15 protein-coding genes are annotated in these 18,823 nt (G+C 47.1%); 10 read left to right on the top strand and 5 right to left on the bottom strand.

Annotation, left to right across the window (positions count from 1 at the left end; genetic code table 11):
* Positions 1-2 precede the first annotated feature (2 nt).
* The 8 genes from OB236_RS02385 (at position 3) to OB236_RS02350 (ending at position 9,172) form a co-directional block, all read left to right on the top strand.
* Entirely contained in the window at positions 3-1,037 is a 1,035-nt protein-coding gene (locus OB236_RS02385; protein ID WP_262682527.1) for a Gfo/Idh/MocA family protein, read from the top strand.
* Positions 1,038-1,099: 62 nt separating this feature from the next.
* Positions 1,100-2,461, top strand: a complete 1,362-nt coding sequence (locus OB236_RS02380) for an ABC transporter substrate-binding protein (protein WP_262682526.1) — start codon at positions 1,100-1,102, stop codon at positions 2,459-2,461.
* A gap of 91 nt (positions 2,462-2,552) precedes the next feature.
* The gene (locus OB236_RS02375; protein ID WP_076228214.1) at positions 2,553-3,497 is read left to right on the top strand and encodes a carbohydrate ABC transporter permease; all 945 of its coding nucleotides are present in this window, start codon (positions 2,553-2,555) and stop codon (positions 3,495-3,497) included.
* A gap of 1 nt (position 3,498) precedes the next feature.
* The gene (locus OB236_RS02370; protein WP_262682525.1) at positions 3,499-4,338 is read left to right on the top strand and encodes a carbohydrate ABC transporter permease; all 840 of its coding nucleotides are present in this window, start codon (positions 3,499-3,501) and stop codon (positions 4,336-4,338) included.
* Between the two features lie 296 nt (positions 4,339-4,634).
* Entirely contained in the window at positions 4,635-6,662 is a 2,028-nt protein-coding gene (locus OB236_RS02365) for a Na+/H+ antiporter (RefSeq protein ID WP_262682524.1), read from the top strand.
* Positions 6,663-6,701: 39 nt separating this feature from the next.
* On the top strand, positions 6,702-7,175 hold the full coding sequence (locus OB236_RS02360; protein ID WP_218638989.1) for a MarR family winged helix-turn-helix transcriptional regulator: 474 nt from the start codon (positions 6,702-6,704) through the stop codon (positions 7,173-7,175).
* A gap of 262 nt (positions 7,176-7,437) precedes the next feature.
* On the top strand, positions 7,438-8,298 hold the full coding sequence (locus OB236_RS02355) for an EamA family transporter (RefSeq protein ID WP_262682522.1): 861 nt from the start codon (positions 7,438-7,440) through the stop codon (positions 8,296-8,298).
* Between the two features lie 25 nt (positions 8,299-8,323).
* Positions 8,324-9,172: an alkaline phosphatase family protein gene (locus OB236_RS02350; RefSeq protein WP_262682521.1), complete on the top strand. Its 849-nt coding sequence runs from the start codon at positions 8,324-8,326 to the stop codon at positions 9,170-9,172.
* 10 nt (positions 9,173-9,182) lie between these two features.
* Here OB236_RS02350 and OB236_RS02345 read toward each other — a convergent pair whose 3' ends face one another.
* Both OB236_RS02345 and OB236_RS02340 read right to left on the bottom strand, forming a co-directional pair.
* A complete protein-coding gene (locus tag OB236_RS02345) occupies positions 9,183-9,971 on the bottom strand; it encodes a DeoR/GlpR family DNA-binding transcription regulator (RefSeq protein ID WP_262682519.1) in 789 nt (262 codons plus the stop codon).
* Between the two features lie 53 nt (positions 9,972-10,024).
* A complete protein-coding gene (locus OB236_RS02340) occupies positions 10,025-11,143 on the bottom strand; it encodes a glycine-rich domain-containing protein (RefSeq protein WP_076228204.1) in 1,119 nt (372 codons plus the stop codon).
* A 176-nt stretch (positions 11,144-11,319) separates the two neighbouring features.
* Here OB236_RS02340 and OB236_RS02335 point away from each other — a divergent pair, with 176 nt between their 5' ends.
* Together OB236_RS02335 and OB236_RS02330 are read left to right on the top strand one after the other, a co-directional pair.
* Positions 11,320-11,850 carry a type 1 glutamine amidotransferase domain-containing protein gene (locus OB236_RS02335; protein ID WP_262682518.1) on the top strand — a complete coding sequence of 177 codons (531 nt, stop codon included), beginning with the start codon at positions 11,320-11,322 and terminating at the stop codon, positions 11,848-11,850.
* 175 nt (positions 11,851-12,025) lie between these two features.
* Positions 12,026-15,103 (top strand): efflux RND transporter permease subunit, encoded by a 3,078-nt coding sequence (locus OB236_RS02330; RefSeq protein ID WP_262682517.1) that lies wholly within the window; start codon positions 12,026-12,028, stop codon positions 15,101-15,103.
* Here the strand turns inward: OB236_RS02330 and OB236_RS02325 are convergent.
* Genes OB236_RS02325 through OB236_RS02315 form a run of 3 tightly spaced genes read right to left on the bottom strand, consistent with a single transcriptional unit; the run spans position 15,100 to position 18,793 of the window.
* Complete coding sequence (locus OB236_RS02325) at positions 15,100-16,257, bottom strand: Ger(x)C family spore germination protein (protein ID WP_262682515.1); 1,158 nt, start codon at positions 16,255-16,257, stop codon at positions 15,100-15,102. The two genes, OB236_RS02330 and OB236_RS02325, sit on opposite strands and share 4 nt — an antisense overlap.
* A complete protein-coding gene (locus OB236_RS02320; protein WP_262682513.1) occupies positions 16,254-17,702 on the bottom strand; it encodes a spore germination protein in 1,449 nt (482 codons plus the stop codon). The genes OB236_RS02325 and OB236_RS02320 overlap by 4 nt, the downstream gene beginning before the upstream one ends.
* Complete coding sequence (locus OB236_RS02315) at positions 17,699-18,793, bottom strand: GerAB/ArcD/ProY family transporter (protein WP_262682512.1); 1,095 nt, start codon at positions 18,791-18,793, stop codon at positions 17,699-17,701. The genes OB236_RS02320 and OB236_RS02315 overlap by 4 nt, the downstream gene beginning before the upstream one ends.
* Between the last annotated feature and the right edge of the window lie 30 nt (positions 18,794-18,823).

Below are 18,823 nucleotides of genomic sequence, written 5' to 3'. Positions count from 1 at the left end.
GAATGACAATATTGACGGCCGCATTAATCGGAATCGGAGGCATTGCCCAGGCGCTTCACCTTCCCGCACACCAAGCGTTGAATGGCTCCAGACTCAAATGGCTGTGTGATCCTGATATCAATAAGGCAAAAGCCGCCGCTGAGCAATTTGGTATTCCTCACTGGACGAATGATTCCAACGCGATATGGTCAGATCAGGAAGTCGATTGGGTGGATATAGCTGTGCCTAATCGTTTCCACGAGTCCGTAACCATAGCCTGTCTCGAATCCGGCAAGCATGCTTTATGTCAAAAGCCATTGGCAGGCACCTTCGATGCTGCTAATCGGATGGTGGATGCAGCCGTTCGTTGTGAACGTCAGCTTGGCGTCTATATGTGCTTTCGAGGGGACCCGGCACTTCAGTTGCTCAGACGGTTGATCCGGCAAGACCATTTTGGTGAGATCATTTCGCTGCGGGGCAGGATGATTTCTTCCAACGGCTTCCGTATACAGGAGGGGCAATGGCGAATGGAGGAGGCCTCGGGTGCTCTGGATTTGCTTGGTGTTCATATGATCGATTTGTTTGCCTGGCTGCATAGCGATATTGAATGGGTGCAGGCCTATTCCAATACGCTGTATGCTCCGATGAAGGGCGATGATGTGACAACGGCCATATACGGTTTGGCGAGAGGCGTAACAGCGGTCCTCGAAACAACGTACAGCTCGTTCGTTCAAGCCGATACCCCCTTGTATGTGCTGGAGGTTAACGGAACGTCAGGCTGGGCTAGATATGTGCTGGATCGTGGGGAATTGACGATACAACTCAAGGACAGCTTTATTGATGAACAGCTGGCTTACGAGGGCGGCACCATGATGGAGGCTGCATTTCCGCATACACTATCTGGTGGCGGGGCATTGCCCAATGTTCATCAATCCTTCGTAAATGCGCTGCGTGAAGATCGTCCTTTTGAGATCGACGGTCCATGCGGAGCACAAGCCATTCGCGTCATGTCCTGTTCTAGGCAAGCGGCAATTACACACGCAAGGGTCATGATTTAACTCGTAAGGTTGAGCTCGGTTGTTTCACTTCATTATGTACATAGGAAAAGGGAGGGTTCAATATGAAGCGAAGTTTGGTAGCAATGATGTCCATGGTGATATTGGCAGGGGGAGTGGCAGGCTGTTCGACGGGAGCCAATAACGGTAACAGTACAATGGCTCCCAAAACCGATACTCCCAAGCAGGAGGCACCCAAGGCAGATACGGCCAAGACGGATCCGGCAGCGAAGGTGAAAATTCGTGTAGCCTGGTGGGGCTCTCAGGACCGGAATGATAAAACGCTGAAAGCCATCGATTTGTTCATGAAAAAAAATCCGAACATTGAGGTGCAATCCGAATTTATCGGGTTTGACGATTACTGGAATAAAGTGAACACCCAGGCTGCCGGAGGAAACCTGCCGGATCTGATGCAAATTCATGAAGGCGTCATCAATGAGTACGTCTCACGGAAATTGCTCGTCGATTTGAACCCTTATGTAGATAAGGGAACGATTAATCTTAAAAATGTCGATGCCAACTATTTACCGGATAAAGTGGACGGCAAGTTGTGGGGTGTCAATCTGGGTACCAACACGATGACGATGATCTACGATCCGGCTCTATTCCAGAAAGCGGGCGTTGAAGAATTAAAGCCGGGTTATACGTATGAGGATATGGCCAATACGTTGCGTACTATGAAAGCCAAGCTGGGTAAAGATTTCTACGGGATTACACTGGATAACGGTTATGACGGATTCAAGCATTTTGTCAGACAGAACGGTACGATGTTTTATTCGGCAGATGGGAAAAAGCTCGCTTATCCGGATGATAAGGTGTTCGTTGACTATTATACCTACTGGCAGAAGCTGATGAAGGAAGGTTTGGCACCAGGACCCGAGGTTCAATCTGAATTTAAACAGTTGGAAAATTCACTGCTGGTTCATGGCAAAGCAGCGATTCAGCCGGTTCAAAGCAATCAGATTGTCGCCTTGGTAGCGGCTTCCAAACGTCCGTTGAAAATGACGGTTTACCCGACGCTGCCCGGCGGAAAGGAAGGGCATTTCCTGAAAGCGGCGATGTCATTCGCTGTTACCAGCCACTCGAAAAATCCGGAAGCAGCAGCCAAGCTGATCGATTTCTTCACCAATGATGCTGAAGGTAATGATATCTTGGCGGCAGAGCGGGGAATTCCGATCTCCTCTGAAATCCGTAAATCGGTTTCGGCAAAGCTTCCAGACACGTCCAAGCAGATGTTCTCCTATGTCGAAGTTGCCCAAAAGTATGCTCGCGAGAGTGAAGCACCATCCCCTCCAGGGGATAATGAAATCAGAACGCTGCTCGGCAAGCTGCAGGAGCAGATCAATTTTGGCAAGCTGACGCCGGAGGAAGGTGCCAAGCAATTCCGTAAGGATGCTGAGCAAATTTTAGCCAAAAGCGCAAAGTAAGTTTATTAACACGTTAACTAAGAGTTCTACAAATTAAGTAAACAGCCGTTCGGCATCGGACGGCTTATCTTCATATAGGGGGCGATTCACGATGCGCCAGACAGTAGCAACAGACCGCCAATCTATCGGGGTGAATAAGCTTGCTGCATTACGGGAATGGAAAAAAACGATCATTGCGTATGCTTTTATATCACCGTGGCTTATAGGTTTTGTCGTATTCATTATTGGCCCGATGCTGGCCTCTTTGTATTTTTCCTTTACGCAATATGACATGCTGTCCAACCCCAAATGGATTGGACTCGATAATTATATCGAGATGTTCACCAGCGATAAACGTTTTCTCACTGCACTTAAGGTAACTCTGCTGTTCGTGCTCGTTTCGGTTCCGCTTAAATTGATGTTTGCCTTGCTGGTTGCGATGATTTTCAATGTGGATCGAAAAGGGGTTACCGTTTACCGTACCCTATATTACATTCCGTCCATTCTTGGTGGAAGTGTCGCGGTTGCTGTGATGTGGAAGCAATTATTCGGCTCCAAGGGAGCTGTCAATTCACTTCTGGGCTTGATTGGAATTAAAGGCATGAGCTGGATTGCAAGTCCTGATTTTGCCTTATGGACATTGATTCTGCTCGTGGTTTGGCAGTTTGGCTCACCAATGCTTATTTTTCTGGCGGGGCTCAAGCAAATTCCAACTGAATTGTACGAGGCTGCCAAAATGGATGGAGCAGGTGCCGTCATGCGATTTTTCCGTGTTACGCTGCCCATGCTGACACCTATCATATTTTTCAATCTGGTGATGCAGACGATAGGAGGCTTTATGACCTTCACGCAAAGCTTCCTGATTACAAGTGGTGGCCCCATGGATTCCACCTTATTTTATGCGGTGTATTTGTATGAAACGGCATTTACGCATTTCCATATGGGCTATGCATCGGCGATGGCCTGGGTGCTGCTGCTGATCGTGGGTCTGTTCACAGCATTGATTTTCAAATCTTCGTCCTCATGGGTTCATTATGAAACCGAAGGAGGGAAATAGGATGAGCAGTTCGATACGCACGATTTTATTTCATACAGGTGTGGTGCTGCTGGGCTTGTTCATGGTATATCCGATCCTATGGGCCATTTCGAGCTCGGTGAAGCCGGAAGCGGAGATTTTTCAAAATGCGTCTTCCTTAATACCTTCAAGCCTGCGATGGGATAATTATGTGAAGGGCTGGGCAGGGTTCGGTAATTTTCATTTTGGGCTGTTTTTTCAAAATTCCTTAATCATTACGACAGCGATTGTGATGGGTACGCTGATTTCGTCCAGTCTGGTAGCATTTGGTTTTGCACGTTTGCAGTTTAAGCTGCGTAAGCTATTGTTTGCTTTGCTGCTAATGGCGATCATGCTGCCGGCGCAGGTCACATTGATTCCTCAATATATTTTGTTTCACAAGCTGGATTGGGTGAATACCTTTCTGCCATTGATCGTTCCCGCATTCGTAGGCGGAACCCCGTTTTTCATTTTCCTGCTGATTCAATTCATCAGAGGAATTCCCAAGGAGCTGGATGAGTCAGCGGTTATCGACGGCTGTTCTACCTTTGGCGTGTTTTGGCATATGATGCTTCCGCTGATGGCTCCGGCGTTGGCGACAGTCGCTATCTTTTCGTTCTATTGGTCGTGGGATGATTTCCTCGGGCCGCTTATCTACTTGAATCAAACGAAGCTGTTCACCGTGTCGCTCGGCCTGCGGATGTTTGCAGATCCGTCCTCGATGTCACAATGGGGTCCATTATTCGCGATGTCCGTGTTGTCGATTGTTCCGCAGATGCTCGTATTTTTATTTTTTCAAAAATATCTGGTGCAGGGACTCGCTACTACGGGCTTGAAAGGGTAAGGGAAGAACTGCTGGCAAACTACTAGCAGCACAGCGATAGTGTGTTATGGCTCTGGGCTGTAGGCTTAGATCGTATTGGATGGATAGAAACCCGCCTAGAGCGGGTTTTTTGTTGTATAAACGTACATTCGGTTTGTAAATAAAAGGTATCAAATTGTGTGCGAAGGGAGACATTAATTTCAGCGGATTTAAAATAGGTCGTCTGTAATTAGATAGGTTGCAAACCTATCTAATTGTGTGATTTAATATATGCAAGTCCAGAACAATTTAAAACTGCTGAAGAGGAGAAGCTAGGTATGGAATTGTTTATTACGATTTTGGTTTTGCTTGCGCTTATTGGGGTGTCTAATGTTATAAATCGGGAGATCCCATTCGTTCCCGTTCCCCTCATTCAAATTGCTCTGGGCGTTGTTGTGACTTTTATTCCACTCAGCATTCATATGCACCTGGAGCCTGAGCTTTTTTTTCTCTTATTTATCGCTCCTCTGCTCTATAACGATGGCAAACACACCCCCCGCGGTGAGCTGTGGCGACTTCGCGCACCTATTTTGGTACTAGCCGTCGGACTTGTGTTCGCAACCGTTTTTCTGATCGGTTATGCCATTCATTGGATGATTCCATCGATCCCGCTGCCTGTGGCGTTCGGTCTTGCTGCCATACTGTCGCCGACAGACGCCGTCGCTGTCGGTGCATTAGCAGGGAGAATCCGCCTGCCCAAAAGCTTGATGCATCTGCTCGAAGGCGAGGCGTTGATGAACGATGCCTCAGGGCTTGTCGCTTTCAAATTCGCGGTAGCTGCTGCTGTAACGGGCGTATTTTCTTTACCGAAGGCTGGTGCCAGCTTCTTGATTATTGCCATTGGCGGCCTTGTCGTTGGTGCGGTGTTGGCATCGCTCATTACCGGTTTACGTATATTACTGCGCAGATCCGGGCTCGAAGACGAGACCATGCATATGCTCATACATATTCTGACTCCGTTTGCACTTTTTTTGGCAGCAGAGGAATTAGGCTTATCCGGCATATTAGCCGCGGTGGCCGGTGGTGTTATGCACGCTGTCGAACGAGATAAGTCGCAAAAGGCAAAACCACGAACGAATGAGGTTTCAGATAATACCTGGTCCGTGATTCTTTACCTGTTAAACGGGCTCGTATTTGTTATTCTGGGCTTACAAATTCCGAGTGTTTTCAGTACGGTATTGGGGAGTCCTGATTTCAATAATGGGGAAGTCCTGGGTTATGCGCTGGCCATTTTCGTTATGCTGATCGTGCTCCGCTTTTTATGGACCTTCGCTTTTTCGCGGGTGGGCACTGTATTTGGTCGTAGTAAAAGCAATGAGAAAATATCGTTTAAAATTCTTGCGATGACTTCTTTATCGGGTGTTCGCGGTGCTGTGACGCTTGCGGGCGCCTTCTCCATTCCGCTGATTATCGAGAATGGAGACCCATTTCCAGAACGCACCCTGGTTATTTTTCTGGCAACGGTTGTCATCCTGCTGTCTCTGCTTACTGCGAGCATTCTACTTCCCTTGTTAGCCAGCAACGATGGAAAGAAGAATGAAGAGGAGCGGCTGGAAAAAGAGCGACTGGGTCAGATCAAGATGATGAGCGCTGCGATTGAGGCAGTTCATCATGCTACGAATGAAGACAACGAGGTTGAATCCGCGGCTGTCCTAGCCGATTATAATCGTTGGATGAAGCACATTCAGCCGAATGAAAACAGATACGGCAGCCTGCGCATGAGTAAAGATGAACCTAAATTTCGAATCGAAGCTGTTGAAATAGAACGTGAAGAAACGCGCCGTTTGTTGGCAAACAAGGAAATAAGCAAGGAGCACGCTGTTTTATTTCTTGACAGCTTGGAACAGCTTGAATTGATTTTATCAAGTCGGACGCATCTCTTGCTTATTATCCTGAAGTCTTTAGCTAAAAGGTTTAAGGGAGTCTTTTTCAAGGATGTATCGAGGCTTTCAGACGCTCAATCCAGAACGGATCGGGAGGCTATGAGACAAATTAAGCTTCGAACCAGCAGTGTCGTTATCGAAACTATGGGAAGGCTCCATTCCGGTTCCAAAGAGAAAGAGGTTATGGAGGTTATTAACCATTACCATTTCATTAAAGATAAACTGTCAGAGTCATATCTTTCACTGCAAGGAAATAAAGAAGGTGATGATGAAGTCAAAAGAGATTTGCATTGGGTAGCGATCCAAGCGGAACGAGATGAGGTACAGGCCTTGTACGAGCGTGGTATGATTACTCGTGACATTGCCAACGAGCTCAGACGAATCATTCGTGATCGTGAAGCATCGATTCTTGAGCAGGAGTAGTACTATAAATGAAAATATCAAACGGAGGTGATAGTTGCCGTGGATGAGGCAATGTCTTCTATTATGAAGGAAATGTCAGAGACGTTCGAACGGTTTGGTAAAGCCGCATGGCGAAAGCAAACCGTCTACGGTATTAAGTCGAGCGAAATCCGGGTACTGCTATGTTTAAATCAGCTTACGAATGAAAGCGATCATGGAGTCAATATTTCTGACATCAGCAAACGGTTATCGGTGACCTCGCCAACTGTCACACAAATGATCAAAAATGTAATAGCTGCTGGTCTGGTAGAGCGTTTTAATGATTCTACCGATAAACGGATTACTTTACTTCGGTTGACAAGCAAAGGAGAAGTTGTCGTTCAGAAAGCTACAGAAAGATACCAGTTTCTTTTCTCCGGTCTCATCGAGAAATTGGGAGAGGAGCAAAGCAGAACGCTCATCCTACTGCTTAACGAAGTTTATAATCATTTTTACGAGGTCAGCTCCAATGAGTGGGCACATGAGGATGAATAGGAAGGCTGCCGCTCGTATGGAAATCTCTATTCAGCAGCATCATGATTGGATTGTGTAAGTGGATATGTCAATGATCGGATATCAAGCCCGCTGGCCTAGTGAATGACCGGCGGGCTTTGCCATGTTCATGTCTCGGGATAGTGTTAAAACAGGTACTTGCTTTTAGTTTTTATTAGTTGCTTTTAATTGTTTTTAATTGACAGTTTTAAAGCGGCGGAGTATGATGAAGCCATAAGCATTCATCTTTGAGAAAGGAGGAGAAGTGGTCATCGTTATCGCTTTTATACTCGTGATTGGCTCTGGGCTGATGCACGCAGTCTGGAACTTATTTACCAAAACCAGCACTAATAAAATTGTATTCCTATGGTCGATCCACATTACATCGTTTGTGTTATTATTGCCCCAATTTGTTAGTGAATTGTGGCAGGCGCAGCTTACCCCGGCCGTGTTGGCGCTTATGCTGCTGTCCATGGCATTTCAAATGGCATACTGCTTTTTGCTTCCGATTGTATATCGGCTTGGAGATATGTCACAAACGTATCCCATTATGCGTGGAACGGGTGCGCTGCTTGTGCCGATTTTAAGTGTGCTGTTCATGGGTGAAACGATGACACCTGTGGGATGGGCAGGCGTGTGCGGTATCGTTCTCGGTCTGTTCGCACTCGGTGGATTTACCCGAAAACAAGAAAAGGAAGCGCCTGCCATTCGCAATATGTTACCTGTGTTTGCGGTAGGGTTATGCATCACCGGTTATGTCATGACTGACAAAATAGTACTACAGACGCTCTCGCCAGTAGCTTTAATCGAGCTTGCGAATATCGCGTACCTGCTTGTGCTTAGTCCGATTGCGCTTCGTTCCGGCTTGATCAAACAGGAATGGAAGCTGAACTTCAAGACGATTCTACTGGGAACGGTATGCTCACCAGGCTCGTACCTGCTGTTTTTATTTGCTATGCAGCTTGCGCCTTTATCGTATTTAGCGCCTATGCGCGAGATTGGAACCGTTTTCGGTGCCTTATTTGGCATCATTTTATTAAAAGAATCGGATGGACTGCGCCGCATCATTTTATCGGGTGTGATAACGGCAGGGGTCATTTCGGTTGGTATTTGGGGAAGCCCATAATCATATTCCAGGAGCGTGATGGGTATTGAAGAACATTAATCGTGTCATTATTATTGGATGGGACGGGGCGGGAACTTTTGTGCAAGGGGCACATACTCCCCATTTGGATCGATTCATTCAGACAGGAGCTTTTACCTTGGAGGCTCAGACGGTAGTACCCTCGATCAGTGCCCAATGCTGGGGGGCTCTGTTGCATGGAGTTGTCCCGGAGAAGCATGGACTTACCAATGACTTGGCAGCTACGGCAAGCTTTCCCGAGGATTCCGAGTTCCCATCGATCTTTAGATTGGCAAGGGAAGCCTATCCACATAAAAAGCTGGCCTCCTTCAGCGCCTGGCAGCCGATTAATGACGGCATTATTGAACGTTCACTTGAGGTACATAAAGTAAATATTGCTGTGGATGGTGAGCTGGCTCTTGCGGCTGCGAGCTATATTCGCGACAATCCGGATTTGCTGTTGATGTATATTGATTTGGATTGGCCAGACGCAATGGGGCACCGACATGGCTTCAATACGCCGGAACAGATTCACGGAATTGAGATGACGGATGCCCACACGGGGATCATTCTCGATGCGATTGAGGCAGCGGGAATCTGGGATGACAGCCTGATCATCATCGTAACCGATCACGGAGGCGGAGGGATTCAACCACAGGACCATGGCAGTGATCATCCACTCGACACAACGATTTTTTGGGGATGTATCGGTCCCGGCATCCAGACAGAGGCAGCGCTTTCAGGACTTACAATCACGGATACGGCCGCTGTCGTTGCACATGCTCTCGGGCTTCAAGCGCCTGCTGCTTGGGATGCCAAGCTGCCAATTGGATTATTTGCCAATGAAAAGCATACAGCACCATCGGCAGCCGATTAAACGGCTTTGTTTAAAGCTCAGCTGCCGTCAGCCATTCGATAGTATGCTCCTTCAATGCCGTCTTCCATTCTTCGGGAGGCTCCAGATCACACACTATTCGTGATATATGCTCTGAATCGCTAATTTTATAAGGAAAGCGTTGACCCAGCTTGGAGGAATCGGTGATAACGATTACGTCATTCGTCTGCTCGATAGCTTTTCGGGAAATGAGGGCTTTGCCTTCGTCCATACTTGTAATGCCTGCTTCAGGATGAAGACCATCAACAGAAATGAATGCTTTATCCACGTAGTAGTGGCTCAGCATGGTTTCCGTGATGGACCCGGAACAGCGTGCCTGCTTGACACTGATTTCGCCACCAAGAAACAGCACGCGTCCTTTAAATGTATGACGATTGCTTCTTTCGATCAATAGGGTCGATATGGGAAATGAATGTGTTATGATCGTAAGATCATGTTGGTTCAAATAAGGAACGATGGAAATTGAAGTCGTGCCTTCGTCCAAAAAAAGGACATCTCCGTCCTTCACAAGGCCAGCCGATAGGCGGCCTATTTGTGTTTTTTGCTTCTGATACAGGGTGACTCGATCCAGGTAAGGGGGCTCCTCCTGAGCATAGCTCCGTTTAACAGCTCCACCGTAAATTTTTCTTAGCTTCCCTTGAGCTTCAAGATCGTCCAGATATCTGCGTATCGTTTCCTTGGATACCTGTAATAAGCTGACGAGCTCAGCTGTGGTGACCTCGCCGTTATTGTCCAGAAGCTCAATAATGGTGCGTTTGCGTTCTTCACCGATGAGTGACAATGTGATCCTCCTGGCTTTGGTGGAATGAGTAATGGTAATTCTCAACTGATGTGTTAATCGCCGCCTCCCCCACCTCCACAACTTGAGGAAGAGGAGCAGCTTGACGATGAGCAGTTGGAAGAGGAACCGCCGCTATCGCCCCCGCTATCATTGCTGCAATTGCTTTCATTTCCATTGCCGTGGAATAATGAACTTGAATCACTGCCGCAAGATGATCCGCCGCCCGAGGCTGCAGCGTCTTGTTCGCGCTTCAAGGCGTCCTCCTCGGTGTAATGCTGTCCCATGAAGGAATCGAAGCTGCCGAACTGGGTGGCGGAGTAGAATAATAAGGCTCCAGCCAAATAAGGCATATAGCCCGCAGATTGGGAATCGGGACGCTCTGTGTAGTAGGTGGTGCCGGGAATGGCCTTGGTTACTTGTTCTTTGGCCTGACGTATGAGCTCGTTGATCGTTTCATTGATCTCGGAATAACGTTCCGCGGCGCGTTGATTGAATCTGCGGGCCCGTATTGCCGTCTCATCAGCCTGCTTAAGCTCCTCAAGCCTTTCGGAATTTAACGGAAACCGGAAAAAGGGCCCCCAGATCCGGTTGGAATAAGCCGTATCGATGAACATGTGGGCGTATACCCAATCGAACCAAGCCCGGCCATCAGGGTCCGGTACTCCATCTGTATGTGGGGCGTGATGGATGGGGGAACCGAGAAAAGCTTCTCCCAGCTGGCCGTACTCACGTGTAAACATCAGCATTTCATGCCAGATCTCGTCAACAGCATCGCTGAACATCGGAACATCCTTCAACACCGCAGTCATCAAAAAATAACGTTTCAGCTCAAGAAATTTCCATTCAAATTCTGCTGGCGACATTTGCGGCTGCTTGTTCAGCATGCGGGTTTTGAGCTTGGCTGTAAATTCTCCGGCTAATGCTTGTTCCAGACGAAGCACGGCTTGCTTGATGGGCAGTGTTGGCTGGATACCAAGCAGGGAAGGTATCGGAGTATCCGCATACAAGGCTTGCGGTGGCTGAACCTTTCTTCTTGGCGCCGTGGGCTTATGACGTTTGTGACGATTACGACTGGAGAAATTGTCTTGATTGGATTTGCGTATAGTGGCATTGCTAATGACGACGACGACAATAACGAGAAGCACAATAATAACAATAGATGCAATAGTCATAAGTTGACCTCCTTTAAATTGTCGAAGTAATGATCTTCAAAACGATTTACCAGGAACTGCCTACAGTATACCATAACACCCCTAAGGCGAATCAACCGTTGATTAATAGCTGGAGGAATGGGGTAAAATGACATAGGCTTTAACAACAATCCCATCACTGAAAGGAGACGTTGATTATGGCAAGAGTAGCATTTTTGTTGGGACCCCAATTTGAGGATAGTGAGATGCAGGAGCCATATGAGGCTGTGCGCAAAGCTGGACATGACACGGTTATTATCGGATTAAAAGCGGGTGAGAAATTGGAGGGCAAGCAGAAGAAGGCCACCTATGTGAGCGAGAAGGCTGCCAAGGATGCGGATCCTGCAAGTTTTGACGCTGTTGTGATTCCCGGAGGCTCTTCCCCAGAGCAGCTCAGGCTCGATCCCGACATCCAGTCATTCGTTCGAGAGATCGATAAACAGGGCAAGCCGATATCCGCCATATGTCATGGACCGCAAATTCTGATCAGTGCCAAGCTGACCCAAGGACGTACGATGACGAGCTACCCGCCTCTACAGGATGATCTGACCAACGCAGGAGCGAGCTTTAAGGATGCCGAGGTTGTAGTTGATCGCAATTTTATAACGTCGCGTACACCTAAGGATGAGTCTGCATTTATAAGGGAAACACTGAAAGCCCTTGAAGCTGTCAAAACTGTTCGAGTCTAATGAAGCATATCAAAAGCCGATCCTCCTGTAAGCTGGGTAGGGTCGGTTTTTGATTGGGACCGCTATAATTCAGAATAAATTAAGAAATTTCCCAACTTTATCCGCAGATTTATAAGCTAAGCTAATGAACATTACGGTTCAGTTGCGAATTGCTGGTAGCGGAGGAGTCGAGAGGATGTATAAGTTAACCCATTTTTCTATGAAAAATATAGCGGCTGTTGTCATAATTATGCTGCTGCTCCTGCTGGGAGGCAGTTATTCAGCAACAACCTTGAGGGTAGAGCTGATGCCGGATATTTCATCGTCTGTCGTTTACGTCACGGTCCAGTATACGGCCCCACCTCAGGATATTATGGAAAAGGTCACCAAGCCTATTGAAAAAGCCGTCTCTGGCATAGCAGGCTTGAAGAGCCTGATGTCCACTTCACAGGATAATTACGCTCAAATCGTTTTGGAATTTGAGCAGGGCAAGAAGCTGGACGATCTAAGGAAGGAGGTAGAAAGCGCAGTCGTTAACGTCCGCATTCCGCAAGGCGCTGAAAAACCTCAGGTGCTTACCGAAGGCTTCACCTCAAGCGTTATTTATTACATGGCTGTATACGGAAATGAGGGTATGAACCAAAACGAGCTGGACAAAGTGTATAAGGATACCATTCTTCCAGGCTTTGAATCGATTCGGGGGGTCGACCACGTTGATTCCGTCGGTAACCAGGAAAGTGTGTTAACGATCAGGCTCGATGCAGCAGCGATCAATAATTACGGGCTTACGCCTTCTCAGGTTAGCGATCTGCTGCAGGCTTCGCTGGTTTCCAGTCCGGCGGGATTGCTTGATTTAAGCGGAAATACGCATATGGTTCGTGTCAAGGGGCAGCTCAACTCCTTGTACAGCCTGAATCATCTTCCCATAACTACGCCTCGCGGCGATACGTTGCTACTTAATCAGCTTGCCACAATCGAAGCGATCAACGAGTCTGCGTTCATAGCCAGGTTGGATGATAAGCCGGCAATTGGCGTGCAGCTGTATAAAGCCAAAGGGGCCAATGAAGTGCAAATCGCCAGTACGGCGGAGCAGATGATGGCCGAGTGGGAGCGAACCTTGCCCGGCGTGAAATTTCATATTGTGTTGAATACAGCGGTTACGATTAATCAATCTGTTCATGGAATGGTGCAGGAGGGGTCACTCGGAGCACTATTGGCATCGATGATGATTTTATTGTTTCTAAGAAATGTACGTATGACCTTCATTGTACTGGTTTCCATTCCATTGTCTATTTTGATCACTCTCCTGTTCATGAACCCACTTGGCATTTCCCTGAACATCATGACTCTAGGCGGTTTGGCCATAGCCGTTGGCCGTGTTGTCGATGATAGTATTGTCGTTATAGAAAACATCTACAGCCAATTGCAAAAAGCACAAAGGCGCAACGAATCGGTGATCAAGCTGGCGACCCGGCAGGTGTCATCAGCTATTACGTCCTCAACCATTACAACAGTTGGCGTATTCGCTCCGATTGCTTTCGTGAGTGGGGAAATCGGCGAGGTATTCCGTCCATTTGCATTAACATTGGCTTGTGCGCTGCTGTCCTCACTATTGGTCGCATTGACCGTGATTCCGATGCTGGCCAAGCTTATGGTCATGAACAGCAGCATTCCCCGGCATGATGAGAACCGAGTTACCTGGACAACAGAACGCTATAAAAGGGCGCTGTTATGGTCGCTCCATCATCGGATCAAGACGCTGATCATGGCTGCACTCTTGTTTATTTTATCAATAGGGCTGATTGTTCCACAGCTGGCGATAAGCTTTATGCCGGAGGAGGAGTCGGATGGACAAATGCTTTATCAAATCAAGCTGCCGCGGGAAACGTCGCTGGAATCGATGAATGCCAAATCCAGAGAAATAGAAGCCATGCTCAGAGAGGCTGTGGATACCGACGGCAAGCCGATCTTTATGTACAACGAATCACTTGTCGGCTACAGCTTCGGCAGAGAGCGAACTGCCTATATAACCTCAATGTTTACGGAAGTGTTTAACAAGAAAGCAGCCAATGAAATCGTGAAAAAGTATGAAAGTGAAATTCTTAATTTGCTACCCAAAGGCGCTACTGTTAGAGGTGTACTGTTAAGCGGTGGAAACAGCAGTGGAGCCATCGATTTCTCTTATTCCTTGCTGGGAAGCGATCAGCGAAATCTGGAGCAGGCAGCGATTCTGGTCAAAGAGAGGATGTCCACCTTTCCCGAGCTTTCTGATATTAAGGACAGTCTAAGCGAATCCAAAAGCGAGATTGAAGTAACCGTTGATGAAAACAAGGCAAGAGTATATGGATTGACTGCCGCAGAGGTGCTGGATCATGTGCATAAGTGGATTTCAGAGGAGAAGCTGGGAGACCTGAATTTTGATAATGTCATCTTTACGACAAAGGTTATGCTGGACCCCCAATTCAAAAACTCGATTGACAAGCTGGGAACCTTGCTCATGAAAACACAGACCGGTCTGAAGGTCCAACTGAATGAAATCGCCAGGATACGTCTTGTCGACGCACCGATTGTTATCAGTCGCGAAGGGCAAAAGCAGGTGCTGAAGCTAACAGCCAAAATCGATAGCAAGGATAAAGGCGGCGTTAGCAATCTGGTTTCTACAGAGCTGAGCAAGCTGGAGCTGCCGGCGGGTGTTACCCGTGAGGTGAAGGGTGTAGCCCAGGAAATCGACAATAGCTTCCTGCAAATGTACGCAGCAATGGCCGTGTCGATCTTTATCGTATTTCTGGTCATGGTGCTTGCCTTCGGCAATCTCAGTGCGCCAATCGCTATACTATTTTCCCTGCCGCTGGCGGCTATTGGGGGCTTGCTGGGTCTCCTGGTCACGGGAGAATCGCTCAATGTGACCTCGATGATCGGATTCCTGATGCTTATCGGTATCGTCGTAACGAATGCGATCGTGCTGGTTGACCGGGTTCAGCAGCTGAGCAAGGAAGGACATTCTGTGCGCGAATCGCTTGTGGAAGCGGGATTGACCCGATTAAGACCGATAATCATGACGGCAGGTGCGACCATACTGGCTTTGATGCCTTTGGCGTTAGGTCTGTCCAAAGGAACCTTGATCTCTAAAGGATTGGCAGTCGTGGTCATTGGAGGTCTTACAACCTCCACAATTTTGACCCTTGTCATCGTACCAATTATTTACGAGCTGATTTACACGTTTAAAACAAGCTTGGCCCGCTTAAAGAAGCCAGGCAGTGATGTGCGAGCTTAACCCACACTTGGCTCAATCTCGAAAATAAAATTGGTGTGGTCAATTCGGCAATGGGCCGTGACTGTGAATTGGGACGCAGCGTAGATATCGTCCCATGAAGCTTGCATTTTTTTCCAATATTTAGGATAGCTGCGATGAATCTTTTCCCCGATACCGAGCAAATCGACCTTATGCTTTTGGGAATAGCGGATATATTGCTGTACGTCACTGGCGATTGCCTTATTTAGCTTTTTTTCCAATTCAAGGATGATCTCGGGATTGATTTGGGCACCTTTACACTCATACCCGGTAATATTCAAGGTCGCATAAATATCAATGTGAGTTTTTGGTTTCAGGTTGGCATCGACAATTGGCTTTATAAGGCTTTTGTTGTTGATGTTTTCAAATGTGATGGTTTGATTGGGTCCACAGGTAAGGGTTTCTACGGAGCTCTCCATCTTGTTAAGTGCACGCAAATAGCCCTTGGTTTCCGTTGTACTCATGAGACCGATGAGCCGCTCGCCCTGAAACGCATATAGACCCATAGCTTGCAGCTGCTGTTTCTTGCTTTGAATGGGGTTCTTCACAACCTGGAGTGCAGGTATAGTCAAATCATGGGTACGGTTGACAAGCTCTTTATAAACATCAATCAAACTCGTTTGCTGCGTGAACGCGGTGCTCTTCTCACCCTGTGACAAACCTCTCAGAACTTGTGAAAAAATCGGACCGTTCGGCTTGGACACCCGCAGGACTTCAAAAGCATGTCCATCCGTGACATAGAGCAGCGTGGAATTACGGAACTGCTTTAAACGGCGTAAGGCTTCTATATGTTTGTTAATTCCATTTTTCGCGGCTGCTTTGCTGAACAGGATAACCGTTGTATGTCCCCATAGCAGCGTTCGATCCGATTTGGCCCTCATCAGTCGGGCCGCCTCGAACAAGCTATTCCCTTCAACAGAAAGAAAAAAAGTACCGTTATGCATCCCTTTTGGCTGTTGTCCAGTTGGCGTTAGCTCAGCTATTTCCGCTGTAAGTTTAATTAATCCCTTGCTTCCTTCGTCAATGGCAATCGAATGGACAAGGTGCAAATCGTTCAGCTCCATATTGCCTCTGCAGCCCGAACTGATCAGGCATATGCCCAGTATGACCACTAAGCTCCATGTCCGCTGCTTCATCTTTTTTTACCATTGAAGCGGGTTCTGCTAAGGGGCCTGAACATACTCGGACGTTTATAGTTGACGGGATGTGGTCTCCGAATAATGACATCGGTCAATTGATCCATATCAAACGGCGCAGCAGGTCCCAAATAAGGAATGCCAAAGGAACGAAGTGAAGCCAAGTAGGTTAACAGCATAATAATCCCCACCATAATCCCAACGTAACCTAACAGGGAAGCAAGCAGCGTCATGGCAAACTGAAGAATACGAATCGTGTAGTTCATAGCCGTAGGCGGAAGTGTAAAGGTGCAAATCCCTGTTAATGCAGCGATTATCACCATGATCGGAGAGACAATACCGGCCTGAACAGCGGCCTGCCCCAGGATAAGGGCACCGACAATACTGACAGCCTGACCGACCTGCTTGGGCATCCGAACTCCGGCTTCACGCATAATCTCAAAAGCAAACATCATCATGAAGCTTTCTAGCACCGCGGGAAAAGGAACAGGTTCTTTTGCCGCTGCTATGCTTTGCAATAAGGGAGTTGGCACGAGTTCGTGGTGATAGGTAACCGTGGCCACATAAAAAGCGGGAAGGATCAAGCCGAGAAAGCCGCAAAATAAGCGAAGCAAGCGAACACAGGAGCCGATATAAAAATTCCAGTTATAGTCTTCGCTTACTTGAAACGCCTGCAGGAATACAAACGGCAGCAGAATGACAAAAGGCGTCCCTTGAGCCACAACGGCGATCCTTCCATCGAGCAAAGCGCCAATGACCCGATCCGGTCTTTCTGTTGACTCCACTAAAGGAAATAAGGTATACGGGTTATCAATGATCCACTCCTCGACATAATTGCTGCCCAAAATAGCATCTATCGGGATTTCACCAATTCTGAGGTGCAGCTCATTCAGAATGTCGGGATTTGTGATTTGACTGACTGAGAGGATAGCCAGAGTCATTTTACTTAAATAACCGACTTTCCGGTATTCGACCTTCAGATTCGTTGATGGAAAATGAAATCTAACCAATGCAATATTATTATGCAACGATTCTGTAAACCCGCTTCGTGGTCCTTTCACCGTTGATTCACTATCGGGTTCATCCACATTTCGCAGCTGAACACCAAATGTAGCTATAGCGATTCCATATGCCTCAGCTGGAATAAGTAGTACTGTTAACCCCGATACGAGTTGTTCGGCAGTATCCTCAATGGTGTATACCTTGGTCTCTTTTTGAAATGCGGACAGCATTTCCTTATTTTCTTTAAACAGCGTCAACATCTTCTCCAGCTTTTTGGAGTCCGTCATTCCTTCCAGATAACACACTGTTATGGCTTGCCCGGCATCCATGGATAAGTCAGCCATAATCAGATCATCAGTATGCTGAAGCTGATTCAACAGCAATTGCTTATTATCCAACATATTGTCCGTCAATGCGGTTTTGTTCGTTTGTATGAGGCTCACCCACTTTTAAAGACTTTTAGTTTCAACAGGGCTACTGCTAACAGCAGGGTAGGAATGAATAATTGAAAGGATACAAAATACCAGGCCTGTTTATCATAGATGGCCGCTAACTCGATAAGGCCCCACACTTTGTATTTGGAGCATATGACAAATCCGATAGCCAGAGGTACGATGAACATTCGAGGGTGTTGAATTCGCAGCAAATCAGTGATCCCCTGCAGGGTTGACCAGAAATAAACCGTAATCTTAATGAAGCAGCTCATCACCCATACCGCAATAAGCACAGCATCGAATCGTTCAATATTGGTAAAGATTCGTATGTTTTGTATGAGACTGATGCTGGGGTATGTAAAAGTTGATGTCGTTTTCCAACCAAATATCAACGTGCAGGCCAAGACCGATAACAGCAGTAAACAGGCAATGAGTCCAACCGCACCTACTGCGTAATAAGAGGTTTGCCCAGTCTTGCGAACATGCTTGAGAATCATGGAAATAAACATCAAATCACCATACCAGGAGACAGCAACCATCAGACCCTTCAAAGGCTGAATGAATCCGTTCTCCAAGATGGGAAGCAGGTATTCGGGATGATACTGATTGACCAATAACAGGTAAACACCTAAAAATGTGAAAATAATCACAATGAAAATAATTTCAGATACACGGGCAAACACCTCAAGACCATGATAAACCGCATAAGAGCACATAATTGCACAGGCAATCATGTACCATACTTGTGGGGTTGTAGGATCAAGGGCAATAATAAAAAATTGAGAAAACTCACGAAGTATCCATGTGGATACGTCTATAAAATAAAAAATGATAAGAGCAGCGACCAAACTGCCGATCCAACGTCCTAACAGGGAAATACTGATTGTAATCATATTTTTGCCGGGAAATAATCGGTCCAGCCATACAAATACAAACATGTTGAACAATCCAATGGCGCCACCCACCAATACTAAATACCAAGAGTCGCGTTCCGCATAATGGGCAAGTGCCGCTTGAGCGTATAAGCTTGAGGCTCCAATGGTTGAGATCACAACTAATGCCAGCATTTGATGATTGGTAATCATAACTCGGCGTTCCATATCGGACCTTCCTTTCCATTGATTATAAGT

This window comes from Paenibacillus baimaensis, assembly GCF_025567575.1.
This window is presented reverse-complemented; position numbering and strand designations above follow the sequence as displayed.